The sequence below is a fragment of the Solimonas marina genome (assembly GCF_012241385.1).
In the GTDB taxonomy this organism is placed as follows: Bacteria; Pseudomonadota; Gammaproteobacteria; order Nevskiales; family Nevskiaceae; genus Solimonas; species Solimonas marina.
Map to the genome: position 1 here is coordinate 263385 of NZ_JAAVXB010000005.1, position 25431 is coordinate 288815.

Consider the following 25431-nt stretch of genomic DNA (forward strand, 5'->3'; position numbering starts at 1 on the left):
CGCATGACGGCGCTTGTGCGTTGCCAGCGACCACAAAAAAAGCGGGCGGTGTCGCCACCGCCCGCTTCATGATGCGGGCTTGGGCCGCCGCAGCGAGCCCCATCCGCAGATACCGCGATGACCTAATTGCGCTTCATCGAATCGAAGAACGCCGCATTGGTCTTGGACTGGCGCATGCGATCGATCAGCAGTTCCATCGCCGCGATTTCGTCCATGTCGTGCAGCAGCTTGCGCAGGATCCAGACCTTGTTCAGATCGGTCGGATCCATCATCAGCTCTTCCTTGCGGGTGCCGGAGCGGTTGATGTTGATCGCCGGGAATACGCGCTTCTCGGCAATGCGGCGCTCCAGATGGAGTTCCATGTTGCCGGTGCCCTTGAATTCCTCGTAGATCACCTCGTCCATCTTCGAGCCGGTGTCGACCAGCGCCGAAGCCAGAATGGTCAGCGAGCCGCCTTCCTCGATATTGCGCGCCGCACCGAAGAAGCGCTTCGGCTTCTGCAGCGCATTGGCGTCGACACCGCCGGTCAGCACCTTGCCCGACGACGGCGCCACGGTGTTGTAGGCGCGCGCCAGGCGCGTGATCGAGTCGAGCAGGATGACCACATCGCGCTTGTGCTCGACGAGTCGCTTGGCCTTCTCGATCACCATTTCGGCGACCTGCACGTGACGGGCGGCCGGCTCGTCGAAGGTCGACGCCACGACTTCGCCGCGCACCGTGCGCTGCATGTCGGTGACTTCTTCCGGGCGCTCATCGATCAGCAGCACGATCAGGTAGACGTCGGGATAGTTCGCCGCGATCGACTGCGCGATGTTCTGCATCATGATCGTCTTGCCGGCCTTGGGCGGCGACACGATCAGGCCGCGCTGGCCCTTACCGAACGGTGCGATCAGATCGATGATGCGCGCCGTGATGTCTTCGGTCGAACCGTTGCCGCGCTCCATCTTGTACTGCTTGTCGGCGAACAGCGGCGTCAGGTTCTCGAAGCTGACCTTGCGCTTGGAGACTTCCGGCGGCTCGAAGTTGATCGTGTCGACCTTGAGCAGCGCGAAATAACGCTCGTTGTCCTTCGGCGAGCGCACGCGGCCGGCAATCGTGTCGCCGGTGCGCAGGCTGAAGCGGCGAATCTGGCTGGGCGAGATGTAGACGTCGTCCGGGCCGGCCAGGTAGGAGCTGTCCGGGCCGCGCAGGAAGCCGTAGCCATCCTGCATGATTTCGAGCACACCTTCGGTATGGATGTGCTCGCCGCGACGGGCTGCCGCGCGCAGCAGCTGGAACACGAGGTCCTGCTTCTTGATGCGCGCGATGTTGTCGAGACCCTGCGACTCGGCCAGTTCGAGCAGCTCGGACGCCGTCATTCGCTTCAGATCCTGCACGCGAATGATTTTCGGCGGTTCCGGCGGAACCTGCGGCGCACCGTTGGCGCCGTTGGCGGCGCCTTCGCCGGATTCGTCGTCGGACATCTGCGGCATCGGCATGCGCGGCTGGCCGGCATGCGCCTCGGCACTGAGCGACAGCTCTAGTGCTTCGTCGCCACCTTCGACGTCTTCGGGCTGGATGTCTTCAGGGAAACCCTGATTGCCATTGCTATTGCCGTTGCCCTGGTTGCCACCGCGATTGCGCTGGAACCGGCGACGATGCTTCATGGGAGGCTTGTTCAAGTTCAAGCAACAGTCAGATGCGGATTGACGAACGCAGCGAGCTGCGCCTTGTGTACGGCGCCGACCTGGGTCGCGGCCGGCTGGCCGTCCTTGAACAGGATCAGGGTCGGGATGCCGCGAATGCCGAGCGCCGCCGGCGTCTGCGGGTTCTCGTCGACGTTCAGCTTGACGACCTTCAGCTTGCCGGCGTTCTCGGCGGCAACCTGTTCAAGGATCGGGGCGATCATGCGGCAGGGACCGCACCATTCGGCCCAGAAATCGACGAGCACGGGCATGCTCGCGCTGGCGGACTTCACGTCCGCATCGAAACTGGCGTCGGTGACGGCCGAAATGTGTTCACTCATGGGCTAAGGGCCTCGTGGAATGGGATGGGCAGGACGAAATGCCCGCACACGGTTCGGAAGTGGGCTGCGTTCTCTAAGCCCGGCCCCGCGCAAAAAGCACGTCGGACCGGTATGATGAATCTTTATTACGACGGGGAAATAGCGTGGGCCCGATGACGCAAGCGGTGTGAATCGCTGCTAGGCCATTGACGAACGCTATTTGATCTGAAACCTCCGCGCCTTGCAAGAGCCGGCTCGCGGGCCAGCGGTAACAACCTGAATGCAACCCGACCATCTCTCTTCAGTCCGATTCGCCGACCTTCCTCTGCATCCGAGCCTGCAGGCCAGCCTGACGCAGCTCGGCTACACCCACTGCACGCCGATCCAGGCGCAGGCGCTGCCCAAGGCGCTGGCCGGCGAAGACCTGGCCGGTCAGGCGCAGACCGGCACCGGCAAGTCCGCCGCATTTCTGCTGGCGACGATGAATCATCTGCTGACGCACCCGCGCGCCGAAGGCGACGATCCCAAGCAGCCGCGCGCGCTGATTCTGGCGCCGACCCGCGAGCTGGCGGTGCAGATCCACAACGACGCCATGGGGCTCGGCAGCCAGACCGGCCTGCGCATGACGGTTTGTTATGGCGGCGCCGGCTACGAGCTGCAGCGGCAGAGCATCGAGAACGGCGTCGATATCCTGATCGGCACGCCGGGCCGGTTGATCGACTACTTCAAGCAGGGCACCTATCACCTCAAGCAGGCCGAGGTGCTGGTGCTCGACGAGGCCGACCGCATGTTCGACCTCGGCTTCATCGCCGACATCCGCTATCTGATCCGCAAGATGCCGCCGGCCGCGCAGCGCAAGAACTACCTGTTCTCGGCAACGCTGTCGCACCGTGTACTGGAACTGGCGTTCGAGCACATGAACGATCCGCAAAAGATCGAGATCGAGCCGGAACAGGTCACGGCCGAGCGCGTGCGCCAGGAACTGGTGCACGTCGCCAACGACGAGAAGCTGCCGTTCCTGGTCGGCCTGCTGCGCGATCGCAATGCGTTCCGTTCCCTGGTCTTCCTCAACACCAAGCGCGGCGCCGAGTTCGTCGAGCGCGGTCTCAAGGCCAATGGCTTCGACGCCCGCGTGCTGTCCGGCGACGTGTCGCAGGGCACGCGCCTGCGTCTGCTCGAGGATTTCAAGGAAGGCAAGCTGCCGGTACTGGTGGCGACCGACGTGGCGGCACGCGGTTTGCACATTCCCGGTGTCGATCTGGTCGTGAACTATGATCTGCCGCAGGACGCCGAGGACTATGTGCACCGCATCGGTCGTACGGCGCGCGCGGGCGCGACCGGCGACGCGGTGTCGCTGTGCTGCGAAACCTGGGTGTATTCGCTGCCGGATATCGAGAAATACATCGGCGACCGGCTGCCGCTGATGCCCGATGGTCACGCGCTGATTGCTAGCGACGTTGTGATTCCGAAGATGGAGCCGCGCCGGCATCAGGGCGGCGGCCGTCGCGGTGGCGGCGGCGGTGGTCGCCGACCACCGCCGCGACGGCGCTGAAAAACGCGATTTCAGCGTTGCGTGTTGCGTTAATATTGATATATTTTACGGTACCTTGCGGAATGTTTTTAAGGTGGGCGACGGCGTGAACCGGATACGCACCGGCATCGACTATGTGGACTACGGCAGGTCGCGCCCGCCGCGTCGTGCGCTGCAGCTCGTGCTGGGCGCCATTGCCATTTCCGCGTTTGGTTCGGCCTGGCTGTTGCATGACGGTGCCAGCGCCGCGGCCGACCCTGCCGTCGGCCAGACCGAAGCCGTTGTCGAAGCGGCTGGCGGTCAGATCGCCTCGGCCGCATCTGCGCAGCCGGAGGGCGCAGCAGCGACGGCGGTGACGCCGTCCGGCGACGACGCCGATCAGCTCACGATTCCGGTCAACGCCGTCCTCAACGGCAAGGCGGCCGCCCAGCCCTCGACGTTGCTGGCCATGACGCACGACAGCTCGGCGGCGCGCGCTGCGCTGGCGCAGCCGCTCGTGTCGGCTCAGCCGTCGGCACAGGTAGCGGCCAGCGAAGCGGCCGCGATCGGCGACGCAGACGATGGTGGCGATGATGGTGACGAATCGCCGGACGAAGACGTCGTCAGTGCAATCGCCAAGCAGATCGACGACAAGCCGGCAGCGCCGATCCACCTGCCCAAGGGCCTGAAGCTGAAGTCGAGCGTGGTGCTGGTCGTCGACCAGAAGTCTGGCGACGTGCTGGCCGCACAGAACGCGGATCGCGTGCAGCCCATCGCGTCGCTGACCAAGCTGATGACGGCGCTGGTCATCAGCGAGGCGCATCAGCCGATGGACGAGAAGCTGGAAATCACCAGTGCCGACATCGATCGCATCAAACACAGCTATTCACGGCTGCAGCCGGGCATGACGTTCACCCGCCGCGAGTTGCTGCTGCTGGCGTTGATGTCGTCGGAGAATCGCGCGGCGTCGGCGCTTGGGCGTCATTATCCCGGCGGCTTCCAGGCGTTCGTCTCGGCGATGAATGCCAAGGCCAAGTCGCTGGGGATGACCCATACGCACTACCACGACGCCAACGGGCTTTCGAGCCAGAACGTTTCGAATGCGGAGGACCTGGTCAAACTGGTCAAGGCGGCCTATCAAGTGCCGCTGATTCGCGACTTTTCGACCAATGTTCAGCATACGGTCCATCCGGGTCGGCGCTCATTGCACTACGTCAGCAGCAACCGCCTGGTCCGCGCACGCAACGATTGGCACATCGGACTGCAGAAGACCGGTTTCACCAACGAAGCCGGCCACTGTCTGGTCATGCAGGCCACCGTCAAGGGCCGGCCGCTGATCATGGTGCTGCTCGACTCGGACGGCAAGCTGACGCGCTTTGCGGACGCGCAGCGCGTGCGGCGCTGGATCAATTCCGGCAAGGCGCATATCGCGTCGAGCGCGCGCGGACACAGCGCCAGCGCCTCCTGAACGATCCGTTTTGCAGTTGAAAAGGAAAGGGCGCCGCGGCGCCCTTTTTTTGTTGTGTTACCGGCTTGGGCTCATTTGCGCGGCGCAGCGATGGTCGCAGCCAATTCGGTCAACGTGCCAACCGAGCGCATTGCCGGAATCGGCCGTTCCGGCAGGCTGCTGTCCGGTTTGCGAATGCCGATGACCTGGCCGACCCCCCACGCCTGCGCGGACGACAGCACCGGCATGCTGTCGTCGATGAACAGGGCGCGCTCGCGGGCAAACGGATGCGCAGTGTGCAGCGCATCCCAGAAACGTGAGTCTTCTTTCGGGTAGCCAAAGTCGTGCGAGCAATACACCTCGTCGAAGTAGCGGCGAAATCCGGTGTGCTCGAGCTTCAGCTCCCAGCTGTCGCGGTGTGCGTTGGTGACGACCCATAGCGGCCGACCGCTGTCGCGCACGACCTTGAGGAATTCCTCGACGCCCGGAATCGGCGTGATGCGTTCACGAATTTCCCGTTTGAGCGCCGCCATATTGAGGCCGGTCACCCGGCTCCAGTGGTCGGTGCAGTACCACGGCAGCGTGTGCTGCGTGGATGTGAACTCCGGCTCGAGACGGGCGTGGGCCTGGTCCAGGGTCAGCTGATGCAGCCGTGCATAGCGCTCGGGGACCAGCGTTTTCCAGAAGTAGTTGTCGAAGGCGAGGTCGAGGATGGTGCCGTCCATGTCGAGCAGGACGTGATCGATTCGCGTCCAATCGACGATGTGCGCGTTGGCGAGTGCGGGCATGGCGTAACGGTGATTCGCGGTTATGAAAGGGCAGCGCTGACGGACGATTCCGTCCAGCCGTGCTCCGAGTAGACAGTGCCGCGCAAGGTTTCCTGTATGGCCTGGCGGACGTAGGGGATCATGTTGTGCGGCAAGGCGTCGAGGGGAAACCACGACAGATCACCACACTTCTGCGGCTCGTTGTTGCGTGGCTCGCCGCGCCAGTCGTCCGCCGTGAAGAATAGCGAAATGCGCTCGGCATCCGTTCGCCGGTGAATGACGTGACACAGACGCAGTTGCTCGCGAGTCAGGATCAAGCCGGCCTCTTCTTCGGCCTCGCGCCGCATGCCATCCAGTGCGGTTTCGCCGGGCTCGACGTGGCCGGCGACGACGCTGTACCGGCCGTCCTCATAACCGGTGTTCTGGCGTAACAGCAGCAGCACTTCGTCGTTGCGGAACAGCAGCAAGTGCGCTTCCGGGATCAGGCTCGAGCGCGCCACGTCGTCTTCTCCGTCAGGCTGAGCGCTATGATAAGCCGATGACGTCCCCCGATCTGTTCGATGCCGTGCGCCAGACGGCGCTGGCGGCCGGCGAGAAAATCCTCGAGGTCTACCGCAGCGACTTCGCGGTGCAGCGCAAGGATGATGCATCGCCACTGACCGAAGCCGATCTGGCGGCGCACCGGCATATCCTCTCGGCGCTGCACGCACTGACGCCCGATATTCCGGTGCTGTCCGAGGAAGCCGCGGATATCCCATATGCGACGCGCCGGCAGTGGTCACGCTACTGGTTGGTCGACCCGCTCGACGGCACCAAGGAATTCGTGCGCCGCAACGACGACTTCACCGTCAACATCGCATTGATCGAAAACGGCGTCGGCCAGCTTGCCGTCGTACATGCGCCGGCGCTGCAACTGACGTACGCGGCGTCCACGGATCATGGTGCGCTGCGTTGGCGCAATGGTGCGGCCGAGAAGATTCGCACGCGGCGCGTGCCGCAGACGCCGGTGTTCGTCGTCAGCAAATCGCATCGCGATGCAGCGCTCGAAAGCTTTCTCGCCAAGGCGCCGCCACATGACGCGATCAGCCGCGGCTCGTCGCTCAAATTCTGCTGGATCGCCGAAGGCACGGCGGATCTGTATCCGCGCACCGGGCCGACGTCGGAATGGGATACGGCGGCCGGGCAGTGCGTGGTCGAGCAGGCCGGTGGCCGTGTGTTGCGCACGCCGGAGCTCACGCCGCTGCGCTACAACCAGAAAGACTCGCTGCTCAATCCGACCTTTCTGGTTTTCGGTGACGTCGACTATGACTGGCCGGCGCGCTTGAGCTGATGGCTGCGTTGCCGCCGCGGGTTGCCAGTCTGCACGCCGAACTCGGCATTGATCCGGCAATGCTGCGTGCGCGCCGGCTCAAGCCGCACGCCGAAGCGAAGCGCTTGCAACCCGTCGGGATCGGCACCGACGGCCGCGACAAGATGCTGGTACCTGCTGCGGCCACGGCATGGTTGGCGATGCGTGAGGCAGCCGCCATAGATGGCGTCGAGTTGCTGCTGATCTCAGCGTTTCGCGGCGTCGAATTTCAAGCGATGCTGATCCGCAACAAGCTGCAGCGTGGCATGACGATCGATGACGCGTTGAAGATCAACGCAGCGCCGGGGTTTTCCGAGCATCACACCGGTCGTGCAGTCGATGTCGGAACGCCGGGTGTCGCCGCGCTCGACGAGGGGTTCGAAACCACCGCGGCATTCGCGTGGCTCAGCGAAGCGGCCCAAAGTTTCGGGTTTTACTTGTCGTATCCGCGCGGCAACGCGGAAGGGTATTGGTACGAACCCTGGCACTGGTGCTGGCATCGTGGCGTTCGAAATGCTGCTTGAGGCGCGCCGCCGGTTTCTCGATCAGGTAGTAGCCGAGCGCGCCGCAGGCGACCGCCGCGACGATGTTGTAAGGCCAGGTCGCCCACAGCCACGGGTGCGGATAGGCATCCGCCGGCCCGAAGAACAGCTGCTGCCATAGATAGAGACTGTATGAAATGCGGCCGAACCAGCGCAGCGCCGGTGTCGCCAGCACCGTTCGCAGCGAGCCCTCCGGCAGCGCGATTTCGGCGACGATCAGCATCGCCGTGATCGGCACCAGCACGGCATAGAGCGGCACCCAGGTGAAGTCCATCTGATCGCGCCCGCGCAGCCATGAGACGATCAGTGCCAGCGCCGCCAGCGTTGTAATCAGCACGCCGCGCATGGGCAGCGCGCGCCAGGCCTGCAACCAGCGCGGCGGCTGCGGCGCATGCAGCGCCATCGCCAGCAGGCAACCGGCGGCCAGATGCGGGATATACGGCAGGGTGTTCTCGAAAGGCCGCGCGACATGCCAGACCAGCGGTGTGATCAGCGCATTGCCGATCACCAGTGCGAGCAGTAGCCACATCGTGCGCTGCGTATTCAGCGCGAACGCGAAGACCAGCGGCCACAGCAGATAGAACTGTTCTTCGAGCGACAGACTCCAGATGTGGCCGAAGAACCAGTCACCGGGCAGCAGCGTGGTGTCCTTGGTCAGCGTCACGGCGCCAATGAACGAAGTCCAGTGCCATTGGATAATGCCGGCCGCGGCGGCGATCGCGATGCCCAGCGCCGCGGCGGCGAACGGCGGCACGATGCGCAGTGCCCGCCGCCACCAGAATTTTCGCAGATCGATATTGCCGTCGCGCGCACGTTCACGCAGCAACAGGTGAGTGATGATGAAGCCGCTGATCGTGAAGAACAGCTCGACGCCGACGATGCCCATTTCGCTGAATGTCTGCATGAACACCGGCACGCCGACCGTATGTGCGCCGTGACCGATCAGCACGATCAGGATCGAAATCGCGCGCAGGCCGTCGAGGCCGTCGATGCGGCCTTGCGGTCGTGTCGTGGCGGTGCTGCGGTCACGCGTTTGTGCGGAGCCGCGCAACATCGTCGGCATGCTCACGCTCGCCTGCATTTCAAGCTTGGGAATCATCAAATCGCCGCACTTCGTGGCGCACGCGGATGTCCGTGCCCGTGCATTGAAGACGCAGACGCGATGAATCGGGCCTGAAATGGCGGAATGCGAGATGTCTTGCGCAATGCGGATTCGTCCGCAGCGCAACTCAAACCTAGAGCGCTGAAGCCGGCTTGGCCGGCAAGCCTGCAATCTGCAGGATGCTCAGGGCAGGATTTCGTTGAAGTCCTGCGCCTGTGCGTGTGCGTCGGACGGCACGGCCTTGTCGTCGCGCAATAACTGGATCGTGCGCAGCCCGGCGCCATGCGCGGCGTCCAGTTCGGCGCCGACGTCGGACAGGAACAGTACAGCATCGGCCGGTTGGCCGATCTCACGCAGGATCGCCTGGTAAGAAGCCGTCTCGCGCTTCGGCCCGATACGCGTATCGAAGTAGCCGGAGAACAGCGGCGTCAGGTCGCCATGCGCGGTGTGACCAAAAATCAGCTTCTGCGCTTCGACCGAGCCCGACGAATAGACGTAAAGCCGGTAGCCTGCCGCATGCCAGCGGCGCAGGGCGACCGGCGTATCGTCGTAGACGTGGCCCTGCAGCTCGCCATTGGCGTAGCCGATCTTCCAGATCATGCCCTGCAGCGTCTTCAACGGGGTGACCTTGCGGTCCTCGTCTATCCACTGTTCGAGGATGTCGGCCGCCTCGTCGATCGACAGGTCCTGACCGACCACGGCCTCGACATCGTCGAGCGCGTGCTGCACGGCGTCATCGCCGGCCTGCTCGCGCAGGAAGCGGCGCATGTGCTGCTTTGCGTACGGGAACAGCGTGTCGTGGACGAAGTCGATCGAGGAGGTGGTGCCTTCGATGTCGGTGATGATGGCCTTGATCACAGTGTCTCCTGAGCCGTCCATGGCGCCTGGGCCCGGGCCCGACGTCCTTGTCGGTCCGCGTCGCGGCACGGACTGCCATTCAAGGCAGTCCGCTGATCGCCGCGACGCCCTTCGATGTCGGTGATGATGGCCTTGATCATGTCGGTGCTATGCCGCGATCTCGAATTTCGGGAAGCGGTCGGCGATGGTGTCGCCGGTGAAATGGCCGACCCAGCCTTCGGCGATGCGGAAGAAGCGGATCGCCTTGAAGTTCGGCTTCGGCCCCATGTCGAACCAGTGCGTGATGTTGGCCGGCAGGTTGATCAGATCGCCCTTGGTGCAGACGGTCAGGTAGACCTTGCCGCTGGCGCGGATATAGAAGGCGCCTTCGCCGTCGACGAAGAAGCGCGTCTCGAAGTCGTCATGCGTGTGCTCGGACAGGAACTTGCCGCGCGCGGCGTCGGCCTGGGGGTGTTCCGGGTGCATGCTGACGACGTCGACGCTGACAAAGCCGTATTTGGCGTTGAGCTTGTCGATCTCGGCGCGATAGGCGGCGATCACCTCATCCGGGTCGGCGGTCGCCGACAGCGGCTTTGACGCTTCCCAGCGCTCGAATTCAACGCCGATCGCAGCAAGCTGCTCGCGTATCGCTGCGACGTCCGTGTACTCGCCGAGCACGCGGCTCGGATCCTGATCGGAATAGACGGTGAGCGTGGTCATTTCGGTTCCTCCAGTCGCGAGGCCTGCAACTCGCATTCGAACATGAATTCCAGCGCCTCGACGCGCCAGCGCGCCTGCGCAACGGTGGCGCCCCAGGCATAAAGGCCGTGCCCGGCGATGACGTAGGCCGGCGTCTGCGGCACCTTTTTCATATGGGCGTCGACGGCTGCCGACAAGCGCGCGATGTCCTGATCGTTCTCGAACACCGGCACGTCGACGGCCGCATCGTGCGTGCTGATGCCCGGCAGCAGCTTCAGCAGTTCGTAGCCGGCGAGGTGAATGCGCTCGAAGCGCCGCGACAACAGCGTGTTGGCAATCGAATGCGTATGCAGCACCGAACCCACTGCTGGATCGTGGCGATAGACCTGGCAATGCAGCAGGGTCTCATATGAGGCCTTGCGCGCGCTGTTGATCGGCTGGCCGTCGAGGTCGGCGATCAGGAAGTCCGCGTCGAGCAGCTCGCCCTTGTGGCAGCCGCTGGCGGTGATCAGCATGCGCTCGGTGTCGAGTCGCGCCGAGAAATTGCCGCCGGTTGCCGGCACCCAGCCGCGCTGGTGAAACAGCCGACCGGCGGCGATCAGCGTGTGGGACAGCTCGGCGATCTGGGCGGGATTTTCCATGGGCCGCGCACTTTAGGGCAGTCCGATGACGCTGCCAATAAAGACCCCATAAAGGAAGGCCCGATTGACCGAGGTGCTGTCAGTGGTGCACCAGGACCAGCGCCGCCAGTCCAAGGAAGATGAAGAAGCCCATGGAATCGGTGGTCGCCGTCAGCATGACGCTGGAACCCATGATCGGGTCGCGGCCGAAACGCTGCAGGACCACCGGAATCAGCAGGCCGGCGGTGGCCGCCAGCAGCAGTTCGAGCAGCATCGCGCCGCCGATCACGCAGGCCAGCTTCCAATCCTGATAGAGCGCGAAGGTCACGGCGCCGAGCGCCGCACCCCAGACCGCACCGTTGATGCCGGCGATCGCCAGCTCGCGCAGCAGCATGGTGCGCAGCTGTTTGGGGCCGAGCTGGTTCAACGCCAGGCCGCGGATGACGAGGGCCATGGTCTGATTGCCGGTATTGCCGCCGATGCTGGCGACGATCGGCATCAGCGTCGCCAGCGCCACCAGCTGCGCAATGACCGGCTCGAAGGCGTCGATCACGCGTGACGAAATAAAAGCTGTCAGCAGGTTCAGGGCGACCCACGGCCAGCGTTTGCGCGCGCTTTGCACCGGCGGCGCGAACAAGTCCTCGTCTTCCTCGGACAGACCGACCTGACGCAGGCTCTCGGCCTGGGCGCGTTCGTTGATTTCGTCGATGACGGTGTCGACCGTGATGCGGCCGACCACCTGTCGATGCAGGTTCAGTACCGGCGCCGAGATCAGATCGTATTTCTCGAACGCGTCGACCGCATCGCGATCCCGATCGTCAGTGAAGAAATAGGTGGGCTGCGTCAGCATCACGGCGCTGACTTCAAGCTCCGGCTCCTCGAACAGCAGCTTGTCGAGCGGCAGCACGCCGCGCAGTGTGTTGTTGCGATCGACGACGATCAGTTCGTTGGTGTGCGCCGGCAAGGGCTTCTTGCGCCGCAGCAGACGGTGTACGGCTTCGAGCGTGGCGTCCTCGCGGACCGACACGTAGTCGAGGTCCATCATCGCGCCTACGCTGTCCTCCGGGAAACTGAGCACGGCGCGCACTTCGGCCTGATCGGCACGGTCGACGTGTTCGAGCACCGCCTGGCGCAAATCGTCCGGCAGGCTGCTGACCAGATCGGCGATGTCGTCGGAGTCCAGGGTGCGGACCACCGCCGAAATCTCGCTGGGTTCCATGCTGCCGACCAGCGAGCGTCGCAGACTGTCGGACAGCTCCAGCAGGACCGCACCGCGCCGTTCGGGGCGAACCAGATCCCAGGCCATTTCGCGCGCGTCCGGCGCCAGGCTTTCGAGGGCGAACGCAATGTCGGCCGGGTGGAAGCGGTGCAGACGCTGCGCCAGCGCCGCCTGATGCTGACGTGCCGTGAGCTGGGCGACGACATCCTGATTGCGGTTGTCCGACGAACGCGCCAACAGCTCCAGTTCCAGCGCCTGGCGCGACAACAGCTCGACGACCTGCTCGCGCGCGTGCTCGAGATGGCGGTGATGCGAGGTCATGTCGGTGGGGCTGTTCATCGGCCGGGAATGACGCGTCGGTGGTGGGCGCACAAGTGCCGTGGCGCGTATCTTACGCCCCGCCATTCGCCGCGCGATCATCATTCGCCGGCATTCGTCATCGATTTTTGATCGGGAGGGCCGCCGCCATCGCCGCCATGAGCGACAAGCCACGCCGCACGTCCAGACGCGCACCGCCGGAACCCCGCCCGCCGCCGCCGGGCGAGGCCGGCATCCGCATGTTTCGCTACACCGGCCGTGCGCTGGCACTGGTCTGGGCGACGAGCCCGGCGCTGCTGATCGGTCTGGTCCTGCTGACCGTTGTCTCCGGTGTGCTGCCGGCGGCCATTGCCTATGTCGGTGCGCGCATCGTCGATGCGGTGGTCGCGGCGATCGATGTCGCGCGTCAGACCGGCCATGCCGGCGGGCTGGCGCTGTATCGGCCGGTGCTTGAATGGGTGGCGTTCGAAGGCCTGCTGGTGGCCGCCGCCGGCGGCGCGACGCGCATGACCTCGCTGTGTCAGGCGCTGCTGCGCATCCAGCTCGGGCAGCGTGTCAACGTGATGATTCTCGAAAAAGCGCTGACGCTGGAGTTGACGCATTTCGAAGACTCGGAGTTCTACGACCAGCTGACTCGTGCGCGCCGCGAAGCCTCGGTGCGGCCGCTGTCGTTGATCATGAAGACCGCGAGCCTGACGCAGAATGCGATCTCGCTGATCAGCTACGGCGCGCTGCTGATTCAATTCTCGCCGTGGGCCGTGACCATCCTGCTGCTGGCCGGCGTGCCGTCGTTCATCGCCGAAGCGCGCTATTCCGGGCAGGCATTCCAGTTGTTCCGCTGGCGCTCGCCGGCGACCCGCATGCAGGCCTACCTGGAGACCGTGATCGCCCGTGAGGACCACGCCAAGGAGGTCAAGCTGTTTGGCCTCGGGCCGTTGTTGCTCGGTCGTTACCAGAAGATTCACGCCGACCTCTACGGCCAGGAGCGCGCGCTGGCGGTGCGTCGCGATGGCTGGGGTTTCGCGCTGGGCCTGATCGGCGTTGCCGCGTACTACGGGGCCTACGCATGGGTGGCGATCTCGACCGTGCTGGCGCGCATCACGCTTGGCCAGATGACGATGTATCTGGCCTTGTTCCGCAACGGCCAGGGGGCGGTGACCAGCATCCTCACCGCGGTCAGCGGCATGTATGAGGACAACCTCTACCTGTCGACGCTCTACGAATACCTGGAGGCGCCAGTCGCACCGCCGCCGGGCACGCAGCTGCGCGGCCCGAAGCCGGACGACGGCATCCGCTTCGAACACGTCTCGTTTACGTATCCGGGCGCAGAGGCGCCGGCACTGCACGACATCGACCTGCACATCCGCCCCGGCGAGTCGCTGGCGCTGGTTGGCGAGAACGGTGCCGGCAAGACCACGTTGATCAAACTGCTGACGCGACTTTACGCGCCGACGCGTGGACGCATCCTGCTCGACGGTCTCGACCTGCAGGGCTGGGACGAAGCCGCGTTGCGTGCGCGTATCGGGGTGATCTTCCAGGACTTCGCGCGTTATCAGTTCATGGTCGGCGAAAACATCGGAGCCGGCGACGTGCGCGACTTCGACGACGATGCGCGCTGGCGCGAGGCGGCCACGCAGGGCATGGCGGCGCCGTTTGTCGAAAGCTTGCCGAAGGGCTATCACACGCAACTCGGCAAGTGGTTCCGCGAAGGGCGCGAGCTGTCCGGCGGGCAGTGGCAGAAGATCGCGCTGTCTCGCGCATTCATGCGCAATCAGGCCGACATCCTCGTGCTTGATGAGCCTACGGCGGCGATGGACGCCGGCGCCGAAGCGGAAATCTTCGCGCACTTCCGCACCTTGATGCGCAGCCGCATCGCGATCGTGATCTCGCATCGTTTTTCGACGGTGCGCATGGCCGATCAGATCATCGTCGTCGACCAGGGACGCATCGTGGAGCGTGGCAACCACGACGCGCTGATGCAGCACAACGGGATTTACGCGCACCTGTTTTCGCTGCAGGCGCGCGGCTACCAGTAGCGCGTTCAGCCGCAGTTGCCGTGGCTATGGCACGCTGGTCAGCCCGAACACCGATGAAGGAGCGACCTCATGAAAATCCATCGTCACGGTTCCGCGGTCTGGAGCGGCGGCCTCAAAGACGGCCACGGCGCGATCTCCACGCAAAGCGGCGCACTCAAGGAGCAGCCCTACGGTTTTGCAATGCGCTTCGAGGACAAGCCCGGAACCAACCCCGAAGAGCTGATCGCCGCCGCGCACGCGGGCTGCTTCACGATGGCCCTGTCGCTGGCGCTGGGCGAAGCCGGATTTACCGCCGAGAAGATGGAAACCAAAGCCACGGTCGCGCTGGAAAAGGGCGACGACGGCTTCTCGATTCCGGCAATCAAGCTGGTTTTGACGGCCACGATTCCAGGCATCGACGATACGAAATTTCAACAGATCGCCGCCGCGGCCAAGGCCGGCTGCCCGGTGTCCAAGGTCTTGCGTGCCGAGATCACGCTGGAAGCGACGCTGACTTGATCCCAGTGGCGCTGCGCCACGGCGATTCGTCTTTCCGCAGTACGCTGATCCTCGATGCGGCGGCGATAATCGCCGCCAGTCGACCCGAAACTGTTGAGGAGAGCGCTGCATGATTTCGTTCAAGGACCGCGTTGCGATCGTGACCGGCGCGGGCAATGGCCTCGGCCGCCAGCATGCACTGGCGCTGGCGGCGAAGGGCGCCAAGGTGGTCGTCAATGATCTGGGCGGCGCCCGCGACGGTACCGGCGGCTCGTCGGCGGCGGCCGAAGCCGTGGTCGATGACATCCGCAAGGCCGGCGGTGAGGCGATCGCCAACGGCGCGTCGGTCACCGATCCGGCTGCCGTTGAGGCCATGGTTCAGCAGGCCGTCGATCAGTGGGGACGCGTCGACATCCTCGTCAACAACGCCGGCGTGCTGCGCGACCGCACGTTCGCGAAGATGGCGCTCGACGATTTCCGCTTCGTTGTCGACGTGCATCTGATGGGCGCCGTCAACTGCACCAAGGCGGTCTGGGAATTGATGCGTCATCAGAGCTATGGCCGCATCGTCATGACCACCTCGTCGACCGGCCTGTACGGCAACTTCGGACAGTCCAATTACGGTGCCGCGAAGCTGGCACTGGTCGGTTTCATGCAGACGCTGGGCCTGGAAGGCGCGAAGTACAACGTGCGCGTCAATGCGCTGGCGCCGACGGCGGCAACACGCATGACCGAGGACATTCTGACGCCGGAGATGCTGCAACGCCTGCGTCCGGAACTGGTCAGTCAGGGCCTGCTGTTTCTGGTCGCCGACGAAGCGCCGAATCGCACCATTCTCTGCGCCGGTGCCGGCGCATTCGAGACCGCGCATATCACGATGACGCGCGGCATCGTCGCCGACAGTGTCGACGAGCTGGCGGCGCGCTTCGTCGAGGCCAGCGATCGGGCTGGCGACATCGTGCCGGAGAGCGGCATGCAGCAGGCCGCGATCGAACTCGAAAAGATCGGCCGGACACTGGCCTGAGCGCGACGCACGCCGCTGCTGCTCAGGCCAGACGCCGCTGCTCCAGCCAGGCGTCGGCCAGCTCGGCCGGCAGCGCGCGAGAGAACAAAAAGCCCTGGGCGACGTCGCAGCCGACGCTGCACAGAAAACTCAGTGTCGCCTGATCGTCGACGCCTTCGGCCGTCACCGTCAGCCCGAGGCTGTGGCCCAGATCAACAGCGGCCTTGATCACCGCGCGCGACTCGGTCGACTGTGACGCGCGCAGTGCGAATGACTTGTCGACTTTCAGTTCCGAGAACGGCAGGCGTACCAGCTGCAGCATCGAGGAGTAGCCGCTGCCGAAGTCGTCGATGGCCAACTGAAAGCCGTTGATGCGCAGGCGCGTCAGCACATCGAGCGTCACGGTCGGTCGCTCCATGGCCACCGATTCGGTGACTTCGAAGACGATGCGTTGTGGGTCGATGTCGAGCCTGCGGCCGATTTCCAGCAGGTGATCGGCGACGCCGAGGTCGGCCAGCATGCGCGGCGACAGGTTGACCGACAGCGCCCAGCTTCCGCCCGGGTGCGAGTGCGCCAGCCAGGTGAAGGCCTGCTCGACGACGTAGTCGGTCAGCTCGGCGATGATGCCGCAGCGCTCGGCGAGATCGATGAATCGATCGGGCATGATCATGCCCGCGCCCGGATGCGGCCAGCGCAGTAGCGCTTCGAAGCCGACCAGCCGACCGCTCAGGCATTCGACTCGCGGCTGGTAATAGACCTGCAGCTCGCGTTCGTCGAGTGCGCGGCGCAGCTCGGCTTCGGTGACGACGAAGTCGGGGTTGCCGGCATCGCGGTCCGCGCCCGGCGCCGGGCCGGTGCTGCTCAGCAGCGTGCGCAAGTCGCGCGGCGAAAACGGTTTGGTCAGTACGCCCGCGATATCCAGGCCATGTTCGCTGGCCAGCCGCCTGGCGGCACCCAGGATCTGGCCGCCGACGCCGCTCATGACGATGGTCCGCGCCTGGCAATGATCTTCACCAAGGCGGCGCAGCACTTCGATGCCGTCCATGTCCGGCATCATCAGGTCGATGGCCAGATGCGTCGGCTGCCACTCCGCCAGCATGTCGAAGAATTCGGTCGCAGAGGTTGTGGCGCGCGCCTCGAAACCGGCGCCGCGCGCCGCCATTGCGACGATCTGGCCGACCGCGACTTCGTCGTCGAGCACCAGCAGGCGCCGACCGGGATCGAGCATGCTCATGCCGAGCCTCGCGCGTCGAGCGCCGAGCGAATCTTGCGTGCGAGTTCGGCGCGTCGATACGGCTTGTGCAGGATCGGCGCCGAGGCGTCGAATTCGGTCGTGCCGAGCATGGCGTTGTCGGCGTAACCAGAGGTGTAGAGCACGCGCAGTCGCGGATCGAGATGCCGTGCGGCGCGCACCACGTCGACGCCGTTGAGGCCGCCGGGCATCACGATGTCGGTGAACAGCAAGTCCACCGAGCGCTCGCGGCGCATGACCTGCAAGGCCGCTTCGCCGCTGTCGACGGCGATGACGTGATAGCCGAGTTCGCCGAGCTGGTTCTTTGCAAAGTTGCGCAGCAGATCCTCGTCCTCGACCAGCAATACGGTCTCCGAGCCGTGCGGCTCGAGCGCGGCATCGGCGTCGCCCGCGCGGGAGGCCGGCGTGCGATCGACGGCTGGCAGCAGCATCGTCACCGACGTCCCCTGATCCGGCTCCGAGTGCAGCTCGATGTGGCCATGCGACTGTTTGACGAAGCCGTAGACGGTCGACAGCCCGAGCCCGGTGCCTTTGCCGAAGTCCTTGGTCGTGAAGAACGGTTCGAACACGCGTGCGACATTCTCGCGCGGTATGCCGCAACCGTTGTCAGACACCGTGATCCGCACATAGTTGCCGGTGGCCAGCGCGCGCGCATCGTGCACGCCGATGTGCGCTTCGTCGACGTGAACGACGATGCGTGCGCCGGGGCGCTTGCGCAGTGCGTCACGCGCGTTGAGACAGAGGTTCATGATCGCGTTTTCGAGCTGCGACGGATCGACCAGTGCCGGGCGGACTTGGGTCGCGAAGTCGCAATCGAAGCGGATCCGGTCGCCGATCGTCCGGCCGAGCAGCGGCTTGATGCTGTCGACCAGCAGCGTGCAGACATCGACCGCTGTCGGCTCCAGCGTCTGACGGCGGGCGAAGGCGAGCAGCCGGTGCGTAAGGTCGGCGCCGCGCTGCGCGGCGCTGCAGGTGGTCTGCGCGAGGTGCTGTAGTTCGGGCTCGGCCGCGAGTGCTTCCACCAGCAGCTCCGCATTGCCGAGAATGACGGTCAGCAAATTGTTGAAGTCGTGGGCGACGCCGCCGGTCAGCTGGCCAACTGTTTCCAGGCGCTGCGCCTGTTGCAGCTGCTCCTCGGCGGCGATGCGGCGGGTGATGTCGGTGTTGATCGACAGCACCGACTTGGGTTGGCCCTCATCGTCGCGGACCAACGTCGAATGCCCTTCGACGATCAGCGTGCTGCCGTCCTTGCGGCGCAAGGTGGTGCGGCCCCCGACCTCGCCGTGTTCGAACAGCGCTGCGTGCTGTGCGTCGCGCGCCTGTGAGGGTTCGTGAAGCAGCGTATCGATGTTGCGGCCGACGACCTCATCGGCGCTCCAACCGTAGGTCAATTCTGCTCCGCGATTCCAATACAGGATATGCCCGTCCATGTCGCGGACGACGATGGCATCGTGCGCCTTGTCGAGCAAGGAGGCCTGTTCGCGGACCCGGTCTTCGAGCCGCGTTCGTTGCGCCGCCGATTGCTGCAGCTCCGCGTAGGCCGCTTCGGTCCGTGCGCGCGCCTCGTTTGCGTCGTCGACCATCGATTGCAGGGCGCGCTTCGATGCCTGCAGCTCCTGCGTGCGCGCTTCGACGCGGGCTTCCAGCCCGGTATTGATATCGATGGACTGCGCCAATGCGGCCGTGCGTTCGGCGAGCCGTGCGTCGAACACGGCGACCAGTAGCGTCGCGGTCAGCGTCAGCAGCACCGTGATGACAACCGCGCTGGCGATCAGCTCATTGCTGTACGCAGACGCATCGCCGTAGCAGAACGTGTCCGGCGCAAAACGCGCGGCCGCCATCCCGGTGTAGTGCATGCCGGCGATCGCCAAGGCCATGACCAGTGCGCTGCCGGCCTTGCGGCCGAAGGCGGTGACGAGGGTTTCGCGGCGCAGTTTCGATGCCAGCCACAGCGCGGCGATCGAAGCGCCGATGGCGATGACGATCGAGATGGCGACGATCAACGGGTCATAGCGTGGGCCGGGCGTGACCTCCATCGCGCTCATGCCGGTGTAGTGCATACCGGCAATGCCCAGGCCCATCGCCGTGCCGGCACCGAGCAGACTGCGCGATGGCAGGTGCCCGAGGCGCAGCACGCTTAGTGCGATGGCCGACGCGGCGATCGCGAACAGCGCCGAGATGGCGGTTCGCAGCGGATCGTAGGCAACGGCAATCGGCAGATGGAAGGCCAGCATGCCGAGAAAATGCATCGACCAGATGCCGATGCCCATCGCGAAGGCGCCACCGGTGAGCCACAGATTCATGGTCCGGCGATCGGTCGTCGATGACACGCGGCCGGCCATCTCCAGCGCCGCGAACGACGCCAGAACCGCAACCAGATACGACAGCAGTACGAGTGCTGGCTGGTAGCTCGCCGTCATCGAGCTCCTGCCTCCGTCCAAATCCAAAAGATGGTCATGCGGCCTCGCGTTCTCTCACGCTTCTCGGTGTCGGTCAGCACCGCGGGGGCACCGATCCGTATCAGCCATGGAGGCCGCGATCCGGCTATCAGGCCGCACTGTAGGGCATCACGCGCGCAATGCCGACGCCGGCCGCCGGACGGTCGCGTTCGGCGGCGGGACCGGCACATGAACAAGGCCCAAAAAAGACCCCCGGCACCAGGCCGGGGGATCTTGGGTCAATAGTGAATGGGGCGCGTCCCTGTGCTCCCGCCTCGCATTGTGAGCCGATGTGCGTCGGCTACAAGGCCGCGGCGTCGCCATAAAGTGATCTAGATCACGGAAAGCCCTCGGTCGCTGCGGCTACCCTTGGCCGGTCCCCCATATAAAGCGCGCCATGGATGAGCCCGAGCTTGAGGAAACCCGACTGATCCGTGCCAGCAGCGTCGAAACGGCCAGTGCCTGGGGGCACGTGCTACTGAGCGTGCAGGCGGATACCGGTGAGACGATCGGGTGCATGCTCGACGAGGCGCTGGCGTCGAAACTGCTGCATGGGCTGGCGGTGCAGATCGACTATCTCTCTGGCTTGAAGCGCGACCCTTGATGCAGCTGCTGGCGCCGCTCGTACGGGAGCCCGCACGGGTGCGCCCGGCGTCCGGGCAAAACAGCAGCGCCTGCCGAGAAAAAGGCCCCCAGCGTCACGCCGGGGGCAGGTTTCGGGTCAAGTGCGCCGGCCTAGCGGTCGCATCGCCACCCAGCGGGAAGGTGCCGGGCGGGGGCCTTGCGAGCCCATGCTTTCCGGAGGAGAAAGCGGGCCTAGATTTGCATCGATGCCGCGCGGCGTCTGTGAACTGCATCACGCACGCCGCAACGTCGTCGGCGGACAATGGCTCCGCAGGATGTGCGGAGTCCCTACCATGTCGAGCTATCTTTCCCCGGTTCTCATTGCCACCGTCTTGATGCCCTTTGCCGATGCCGACGACCCGGACGCCGTCGGTAACGACACAGCGGAACTGATCGTCCAATGGGGGCGCGCCCGCCAACACTTTCAGGGTACGCCCAAGGGGCGTGATATCGAGCAACTCTGGGCGCGTCGCGTCGAGCTCCGTGATCAATGGCGCGCCGGCCGTATTGCCCGACATGCGGCGGCCGAATCGTTCGCCGAGGAACGTCGGCGTATCCTGAGCAAATGGGCCGCAGAGTTCGCGGCCGAGGCCGCTCACTGAGGCGCGTTCTTCCCGGTCTACGAGTGATCCAGCAGGCCGAGACGAATCAGGCTTTCGGCCGTGGCGACGATGGCCTCTTCTCTCGGTCGTGGCGACCAGCCCAGCAGCCGTCTGGCTTTTTCGCTCGTTGCATTCAGATTCAGCCCCAGCAGCGGCACCGCACCTCTCAATGCGGGATCCTTCAGCGCGCCCAGACGGACCAGCCAGTCCGGCAGCACGCGCGTTGAGACCCGCGCCCCCGCGTCTCCCATCCGGTTCTTCAGCACCTTGGCGACGTCGGCCAGCCACATGCTGTCACCGGCGATGGCCAGGAAGCGCTCCCCGCTGGCCGCTGGATCGGTCATCGCCCGCATATGCAGGTCGGCTACGTCCCGCACGTCGACAAAGCCCGAGTTGATTTTGGGGCTTCCGGGTTGGCCGTCGAGCAGGTTCTTGATCAGCCGAATGGAATGCGAATAATCGGCGCCCAGAGCAGGGCCGAGCACTGCGACCGGGTTGATCGCGGAACACTCGAGGCCCTGACCCTCACGCGCGATGAAATCCCAGGCCGCCCGCTCAGACAAGGTCTTGGACTTTTGGTAGGGCCAGATCTGCTTGCCGTTCAGGTCGCTCCAGTCGGCCTCCGTGAAGGGGCGGGACATCCGTTGGTGCCCTGCGCAGATGGCGCCGAAGGCCGAGGTCAACACCACACGTCGGACCCCGGCATCGCGTGCGGCGCGCAGCACGCGCAAATTACCTTCCACCGCGGGCCTGACCCACGCCTCCTCACTGGAGTGCTGCCCGGTTGGCGTCGGCGAGGCGCCATGCATCACATAGACGCATCCGGCCATGGCCTGTGCCCAGCCAGCGTCGGCATTCAGATCGGCAGCAAAGAAAGACAGGCGATCGCCGGGGTCAGTGCCGCCGGCCCGGAGGTGCTCTCGCACCTCCGCTTCGCGGGCCAGCGAGCGGACGGTGGTGCGCACGCGATAGCCGCGATTGAGCAACGCCAGGATGCAATATTGAGCGATAAAGCCAGTGCCTCCGGTGACGAGGACCTCGATGTCGTGTTCGTTCATGTTGGTGTCTGCAATGACTCGATCTGAGTCGGGCAGACAGCCTAAGGACCCGATTCCGTATTGTTAATGCTCTATAGTGCGAAATAGTTGCGTGAGAGTACGAATGTGAGCGCAGACCCTTTTTCCGACATCCTCAAATTCACAAATGCCGAATCGCTGGTGACGGGGGGCTTCTGTGCCGGTGGGGCCTGGGCTCTGCGGTTCCCGGCACCAGACAAGATCAAGTTCTTTGCTGTCGTGAAAGGCTCCTGCTGGGTCAGCATCGAGGGTGAGGGGAAGCCGGTGCGGTTCGACACGGGCGACGTGGGACTGCTCACCGCCAAGCGCCAATCGGTGCTCGCCAGCCATCCGGATGTCACGCCGATGGACGCCATGAGCGTGTTTTCAGGATCGGGCCGCTCCAGCGTTGTTCTGGGCGATGGTCGTGACTTCGCCCACATCGGCGGCCATGTGCTTCTGGATCCGGCCAGCGGCCGTCTGCTGGCCGACGTGTTGCCGCCGTGGATTCATGTGCCGGCGGTATCGCCGCAGGCAACGACGTTTCGCTGGCTGCTCGATCAGTTGGTGAAAGAACGGGCAGGGGAACTGCCGGGCGCGCCACTCGCCTCGGCGCAGCTATCGCAGCTGCTCTTCATCCAGATCCTGCGTGCCCATCTGCAGTTGTCGGGACCTGTAAATGCTGGGTGGTTGCGCGCCTTGAGCGATCCGCGCGTTGCGCCCGCGCTGCGCCTGATGCACGGCGACCCTGCGCGATCCTGGCGTCTTGATGAGCTGGCACAGGCCTGCGCGATGTCGCGGACGACCTTCGCGCTTCATTTCAGGACGAGCGCTGGCGTGGCGCCGCTGGCCTATCTCGCACAGTGGCGCACGCGGCTTGCCGAGCGCGCGCTGCGGGACGAGAACAGCGCCGTGGCGCAGATAGCCGAGACATTGGGATATGCGTCTGAGAGTGCGTTCAGCCATGCCTTCAAACGGATGACCGGTCACTCACCCAAGGCGTATCGCCACGCGGCGCGCGCCGCTGGTGGCGATGCCCGGCGCTGATCGTCCGCGTCACGTCAGCTGGCTTCGACCATGCATCGCTACAGTGTCATCGCCCTGGATGCAGGCAGCGAGCGATGAGCAAAAATGGCGGCCAACAAAAAACCGCGCTGAGGCGCGGTTATCTGGACAGCTTCGCACGGACCTGTTGTAAAAATGGTGGCGGGGACGCAGGCGAATTCATTTAATAATCAGTTGATTTTAAACAAAAATTATAATTTCAATAAATTTTGTTGCCCGAAAAGTTACCCGCCCATCTTCTGGACGCCTCTGGACAACTCTTTCTCCGCGCCTCTGGTGGCTCATGGTAGAGGTAACTTGCTCTTTCTTTCCGACGAACGGTCAGCCGCCATGCCTCGCGTCAGCCGACTTTGCGCAAGTGCGAGATACGGTGCCACTCATATCTGGCGGAAGACCGCTTGGTTGGCGTTCAGGGCAATTAATCCAGTGAGGCTGACATGTAGATAGTGAGGCAGAGCACAGCGAGAAATCCCTTAAGTCTTTGAATTTTTGCCGTGATCCAGCTATTCCCATAGTCACTCGGCCTGCCGGAATCTGCTCCCTGCCTGGCACGTCGACTGCCGCCGAAAGCCCACAGAGCTACGGGCTTTGACCCTGGTCTATCACGACATGATCAAGCGGGCTTGTAGTCCCCTTGGTGGCCTGAAGCACATGGGTGTAGATCATGGTCGTCTGCAGGCTGCGATGACCGAGCAGGAGTTGGATGGTCCGAATATCGGTTCCCTGCCAGAGCAGATGCGTTGCGAACGAGTGGCGCAGCGTGTGGATGCTCGCATGTTTGTGGATGCCGGCGTGCTCAATTGCCCGCTTGAAGGGTTTCTGAATAGAGGATTCTGCGGCGTGCCAGCGGAGCCAGCGCCGAGTTGCACCACACTGCCGAGCCACGCGCGAAGGGAAAACGAACTGCCAGGCCAATGATCGGCCCGCCGATGGATACTTTCGGCTCAGGGCGGCGGGCAAAGGTGCCCAGCCGCGACCTGAGCGTAGATCGTCTCGATGCTGCTTCGCGACGCACAGTAGATGGGCCTGAAGGTCTCGCATCAGCGATGCGGGCAATATCGTCGTGCGATCCTTTCCGCCCTTGCCGTCGCGTACCGTGACAGTCCGTGCTGCAAAGTCGAAATCCTTTACTCGAAGCGTCACGCACTCGGAGATTCGGAGGCCCGCGCCATAGATCAGCGCGGCACCGATTCGCGCCGTGCCGGACATGGCTTGTAGCACTTTCTGTACCTCATCCTGAGACAGGACAACGGGAACCAGCTTGCGGCGCTGGACCCGCTGCAGACCGTCGATGTCCTGTAGGGGGGTTTCGAGAACATCGCGATACAGGAAGACAATCGCATTCAGCGCCTGACTCTGCGTAGAGGCCGAGACTCGGCGGTCGACGGCCAGATGGTTTAGGAATTCGCGGACATTCAGTTCGTCAAGCTCTCGCGGATGCCGCCTTCCGTGAAATCGAACGAAATGTCGAATCCAATACCGGTAGGCGTCCTCTGTGCGTGGGCTGAGATGGCGTCGGCGGCAAGTGGCCGAGACGACTTCAAGCAATCGTGGACGTGAAGTGTGAACTAGACCCCATAACGGTCGCTCCTGTGTGGGACAAAAGCGAACAGATTACGGCATCATGAGGCGGTCAATGCACGCCGCGAATATGCGGCCTCGCGCGGAGGTAATCGATGCAAATCTTAGGGTTATCGGTATCTGGCGCGGCGCTAACGCTGATGTATATACGGACCCTGGGGTCCGTCTATTAGCTGTTGGACGGCACAGCATGAATGAGCGCCTCATCAAACAGTGGGCAATATCGGAGAAGCTTCTTTCCGAAGCCGCGTTGCAGGTCAAAGACTCAGAAGCATTCACCGAGTGCATGGAGTTCCTAAGCCACAATGAACTCGGGCTCGCGCTAGAAACACTCGGCGCTGAAGGTGAGCACCATCAAGTCAACGCGGAGTATTGGCATCTTCTGAAAAAGGCGGCGGAGGTCATGGGGCTGAAGGAAGAGGTTAAAGAGTTCAGGCGCAAACGGCTGCTTGCCCATACAAGTGCCGTCCAACAAGGCATTCAAGCCGACGGCCCCGCCTCCGGCGGGTCCGCAGCTTAATTTGGGCGTTAGGCCCCATGATCATTTCTTTTCACGGTCCAACATTCTTTGCCTCTGAGGATGAGGATCATTTTTTTGGGTGGCTCTACTCGCTACCTGAGTACAAGGATATTCGCGGCAGGCTCTCCACTTTAGATTTGGAGCTCGCCCACCCTGTAAGTGCTGGCACCGTCCGGCAGCTGTTGGTCGTCTTCCGCCGTTGGTGCATTGACCCGAGTCCGTTGCTCTCCCTGCGGTCGCCGGAGACAGATGGCTTCGCACTTTGGGATACTTGCCTGCGAGAGGCCTCGTCTGGAGCCTAACAATTCTACATGGACTCCTCCCGCAAGCCCGCAGGTGAAGTGAAACGCTGATCGCGGCGTTTGAAGGTGGTTGCAGTCGTACA

At 64.1% G+C, this 25431-nt stretch carries 24 protein-coding genes; 11 read left to right on the plus strand and 13 right to left on the minus strand.

Annotated features, from left to right (window positions below; all coding sequences use genetic code 11):
- Window positions 1–122 precede the first annotated feature (122 nt).
- Window positions 123–1358, minus strand: a complete 1236-nt coding sequence (rho, locus tag G7Y82_RS11515) for a transcription termination factor Rho (RefSeq protein ID WP_240954252.1) — start codon at window positions 1356–1358, stop codon at window positions 123–125.
- 305 nt (window positions 1359–1663) lie between these two features.
- Complete coding sequence (gene trxA / locus G7Y82_RS11520; RefSeq protein WP_168148264.1) at window positions 1664–2005, minus strand: thioredoxin TrxA; 342 nt, start codon at window positions 2003–2005, stop codon at window positions 1664–1666.
- 259 nt (window positions 2006–2264) lie between these two features.
- Between trxA and G7Y82_RS11525 the strand changes: the two genes are divergently transcribed.
- Window positions 2265–3536, plus strand: a complete 1272-nt coding sequence (locus G7Y82_RS11525; RefSeq protein ID WP_168148265.1) for a DEAD/DEAH box helicase — start codon at window positions 2265–2267, stop codon at window positions 3534–3536.
- Between the two features lie 85 nt (window positions 3537–3621).
- Window positions 3622–4962 (plus strand): D-alanyl-D-alanine endopeptidase, encoded by a 1341-nt coding sequence (gene pbpG, locus G7Y82_RS11530; protein WP_206370580.1) that lies wholly within the window; start codon window positions 3622–3624, stop codon window positions 4960–4962.
- A gap of 71 nt (window positions 4963–5033) precedes the next feature.
- Here the strand turns inward: pbpG and yrfG are convergent, their stop codons facing one another.
- Both yrfG and G7Y82_RS11540 read right to left on the minus strand, forming a co-directional pair.
- Window positions 5034–5729 carry a GMP/IMP nucleotidase gene (gene yrfG, locus G7Y82_RS11535; RefSeq protein WP_168148266.1) on the minus strand — a complete coding sequence of 232 codons (696 nt, stop codon included), beginning with the start codon at window positions 5727–5729 and terminating at the stop codon, window positions 5034–5036.
- A 20-nt stretch (window positions 5730–5749) separates the two neighbouring features.
- On the minus strand, window positions 5750–6175 hold the full coding sequence (locus tag G7Y82_RS11540) for an NUDIX hydrolase (RefSeq protein WP_206370581.1): 426 nt from the start codon (window positions 6173–6175) through the stop codon (window positions 5750–5752).
- Between the two features lie 71 nt (window positions 6176–6246).
- On the opposite strand from G7Y82_RS11540, the gene cysQ reads away from it, so the two are divergent.
- A complete protein-coding gene (gene cysQ / locus G7Y82_RS11545) occupies window positions 6247–7038 on the plus strand; it encodes a 3'(2'),5'-bisphosphate nucleotidase CysQ (RefSeq protein ID WP_168148267.1) in 792 nt (263 codons plus the stop codon).
- 59 nt (window positions 7039–7097) lie between these two features.
- Window positions 7098–7580: a M15 family metallopeptidase gene (locus G7Y82_RS11550; RefSeq protein ID WP_240954242.1), complete on the plus strand. Its 483-nt coding sequence runs from the start codon at window positions 7098–7100 to the stop codon at window positions 7578–7580.
- On the opposite strand, the gene G7Y82_RS11555 is transcribed toward G7Y82_RS11550, so the two are convergent.
- The 5 genes from G7Y82_RS11555 to mgtE form a co-directional block, all read right to left on the minus strand.
- On the minus strand, window positions 7462–8661 hold the full coding sequence (locus G7Y82_RS11555; protein WP_168148269.1) for an acyltransferase family protein: 1200 nt from the start codon (window positions 8659–8661) through the stop codon (window positions 7462–7464). The genes G7Y82_RS11550 and G7Y82_RS11555 overlap by 119 nt on opposite strands.
- A 222-nt stretch (window positions 8662–8883) precedes the next feature.
- The gene (gene mtnC / locus G7Y82_RS11560) at window positions 8884–9558 is read right to left on the minus strand and encodes an acireductone synthase (RefSeq protein WP_168148270.1); all 675 of its coding nucleotides are present in this window, start codon (window positions 9556–9558) and stop codon (window positions 8884–8886) included.
- 147 nt (window positions 9559–9705) lie between these two features.
- Window positions 9706–10257: a 1,2-dihydroxy-3-keto-5-methylthiopentene dioxygenase gene (locus G7Y82_RS11565; protein WP_168148271.1), complete on the minus strand. Its 552-nt coding sequence runs from the start codon at window positions 10255–10257 to the stop codon at window positions 9706–9708.
- On the minus strand, window positions 10254–10877 hold the full coding sequence (locus G7Y82_RS11570; RefSeq protein WP_168148272.1) for a methylthioribulose 1-phosphate dehydratase: 624 nt from the start codon (window positions 10875–10877) through the stop codon (window positions 10254–10256). The genes G7Y82_RS11565 and G7Y82_RS11570 overlap by 4 nt, the downstream gene beginning before the upstream one ends.
- 79 nt (window positions 10878–10956) lie before the next feature.
- Window positions 10957–12414, minus strand: coding sequence for a magnesium transporter (gene mgtE, locus G7Y82_RS11575; protein WP_168148273.1), 1458 nt, complete (start codon window positions 12412–12414; stop codon window positions 10957–10959).
- A 137-nt stretch (window positions 12415–12551) separates the two neighbouring features.
- On the opposite strand from mgtE, the gene G7Y82_RS11580 reads away from it, so the two are divergent.
- From G7Y82_RS11580 to G7Y82_RS11590, 3 genes are all read left to right on the plus strand, one after another.
- Window positions 12552–14429, plus strand: a complete 1878-nt coding sequence (locus G7Y82_RS11580) for an ABC transporter ATP-binding protein (RefSeq protein ID WP_206370583.1) — start codon at window positions 12552–12554, stop codon at window positions 14427–14429.
- Between the two features lie 69 nt (window positions 14430–14498).
- Window positions 14499–14927: an OsmC family protein gene (locus G7Y82_RS11585; protein ID WP_168148274.1), complete on the plus strand. Its 429-nt coding sequence runs from the start codon at window positions 14499–14501 to the stop codon at window positions 14925–14927.
- 109 nt (window positions 14928–15036) lie between these two features.
- On the plus strand, window positions 15037–15930 hold the full coding sequence (locus G7Y82_RS11590) for an SDR family NAD(P)-dependent oxidoreductase (protein WP_168148275.1): 894 nt from the start codon (window positions 15037–15039) through the stop codon (window positions 15928–15930).
- Between the two features lie 22 nt (window positions 15931–15952).
- On the opposite strand, the gene G7Y82_RS11595 is transcribed toward G7Y82_RS11590, so the two are convergent.
- Entirely contained in the window at window positions 15953–17143 is a 1191-nt protein-coding gene (locus G7Y82_RS11595; RefSeq protein ID WP_168148276.1) for an EAL domain-containing response regulator, read from the minus strand.
- Window positions 17140–19581: an MHYT domain-containing protein gene (locus G7Y82_RS11600; protein WP_168148277.1), complete on the minus strand. Its 2442-nt coding sequence runs from the start codon at window positions 19579–19581 to the stop codon at window positions 17140–17142. The genes G7Y82_RS11595 and G7Y82_RS11600 overlap by 4 nt, the downstream gene beginning before the upstream one ends.
- Window positions 19582–19996: 415 nt before the next feature.
- Here G7Y82_RS11600 and G7Y82_RS11605 point away from each other — a divergent pair, with 415 nt between their 5' ends.
- Both G7Y82_RS11605 and G7Y82_RS11610 read left to right on the plus strand, forming a co-directional pair.
- Entirely contained in the window at window positions 19997–20203 is a 207-nt protein-coding gene (locus G7Y82_RS11605) for a hypothetical protein (protein WP_168148278.1), read from the plus strand.
- Between the two features lie 313 nt (window positions 20204–20516).
- Window positions 20517–20825 (plus strand): hypothetical protein, encoded by a 309-nt coding sequence (locus tag G7Y82_RS11610; protein WP_168148279.1) that lies wholly within the window; start codon window positions 20517–20519, stop codon window positions 20823–20825.
- Between the two features lie 17 nt (window positions 20826–20842).
- Here G7Y82_RS11610 and G7Y82_RS11615 read toward each other — a convergent pair whose 3' ends face one another.
- Window positions 20843–21883: an SDR family oxidoreductase gene (locus G7Y82_RS11615; protein ID WP_168148280.1), complete on the minus strand. Its 1041-nt coding sequence runs from the start codon at window positions 21881–21883 to the stop codon at window positions 20843–20845.
- Between the two features lie 105 nt (window positions 21884–21988).
- On the opposite strand from G7Y82_RS11615, the gene G7Y82_RS11620 reads away from it, so the two are divergent.
- Window positions 21989–22927, plus strand: coding sequence for an AraC family transcriptional regulator (locus G7Y82_RS11620; protein ID WP_168148281.1), 939 nt, complete (start codon window positions 21989–21991; stop codon window positions 22925–22927).
- Between the two features lie 597 nt (window positions 22928–23524).
- Here G7Y82_RS11620 and G7Y82_RS11625 read toward each other — a convergent pair.
- Window positions 23525–24493 carry an integron integrase gene (locus G7Y82_RS11625; RefSeq protein WP_168148282.1) on the minus strand — a complete coding sequence of 323 codons (969 nt, stop codon included), beginning with the start codon at window positions 24491–24493 and terminating at the stop codon, window positions 23525–23527.
- A gap of 223 nt (window positions 24494–24716) precedes the next feature.
- Between G7Y82_RS11625 and G7Y82_RS11630 the strand changes: the two genes are divergently transcribed.
- On the plus strand, window positions 24717–25046 hold the full coding sequence (locus G7Y82_RS11630; protein WP_168148283.1) for a hypothetical protein: 330 nt from the start codon (window positions 24717–24719) through the stop codon (window positions 25044–25046).
- The last annotated feature ends 385 nt before the right edge of the window (window positions 25047–25431 follow it).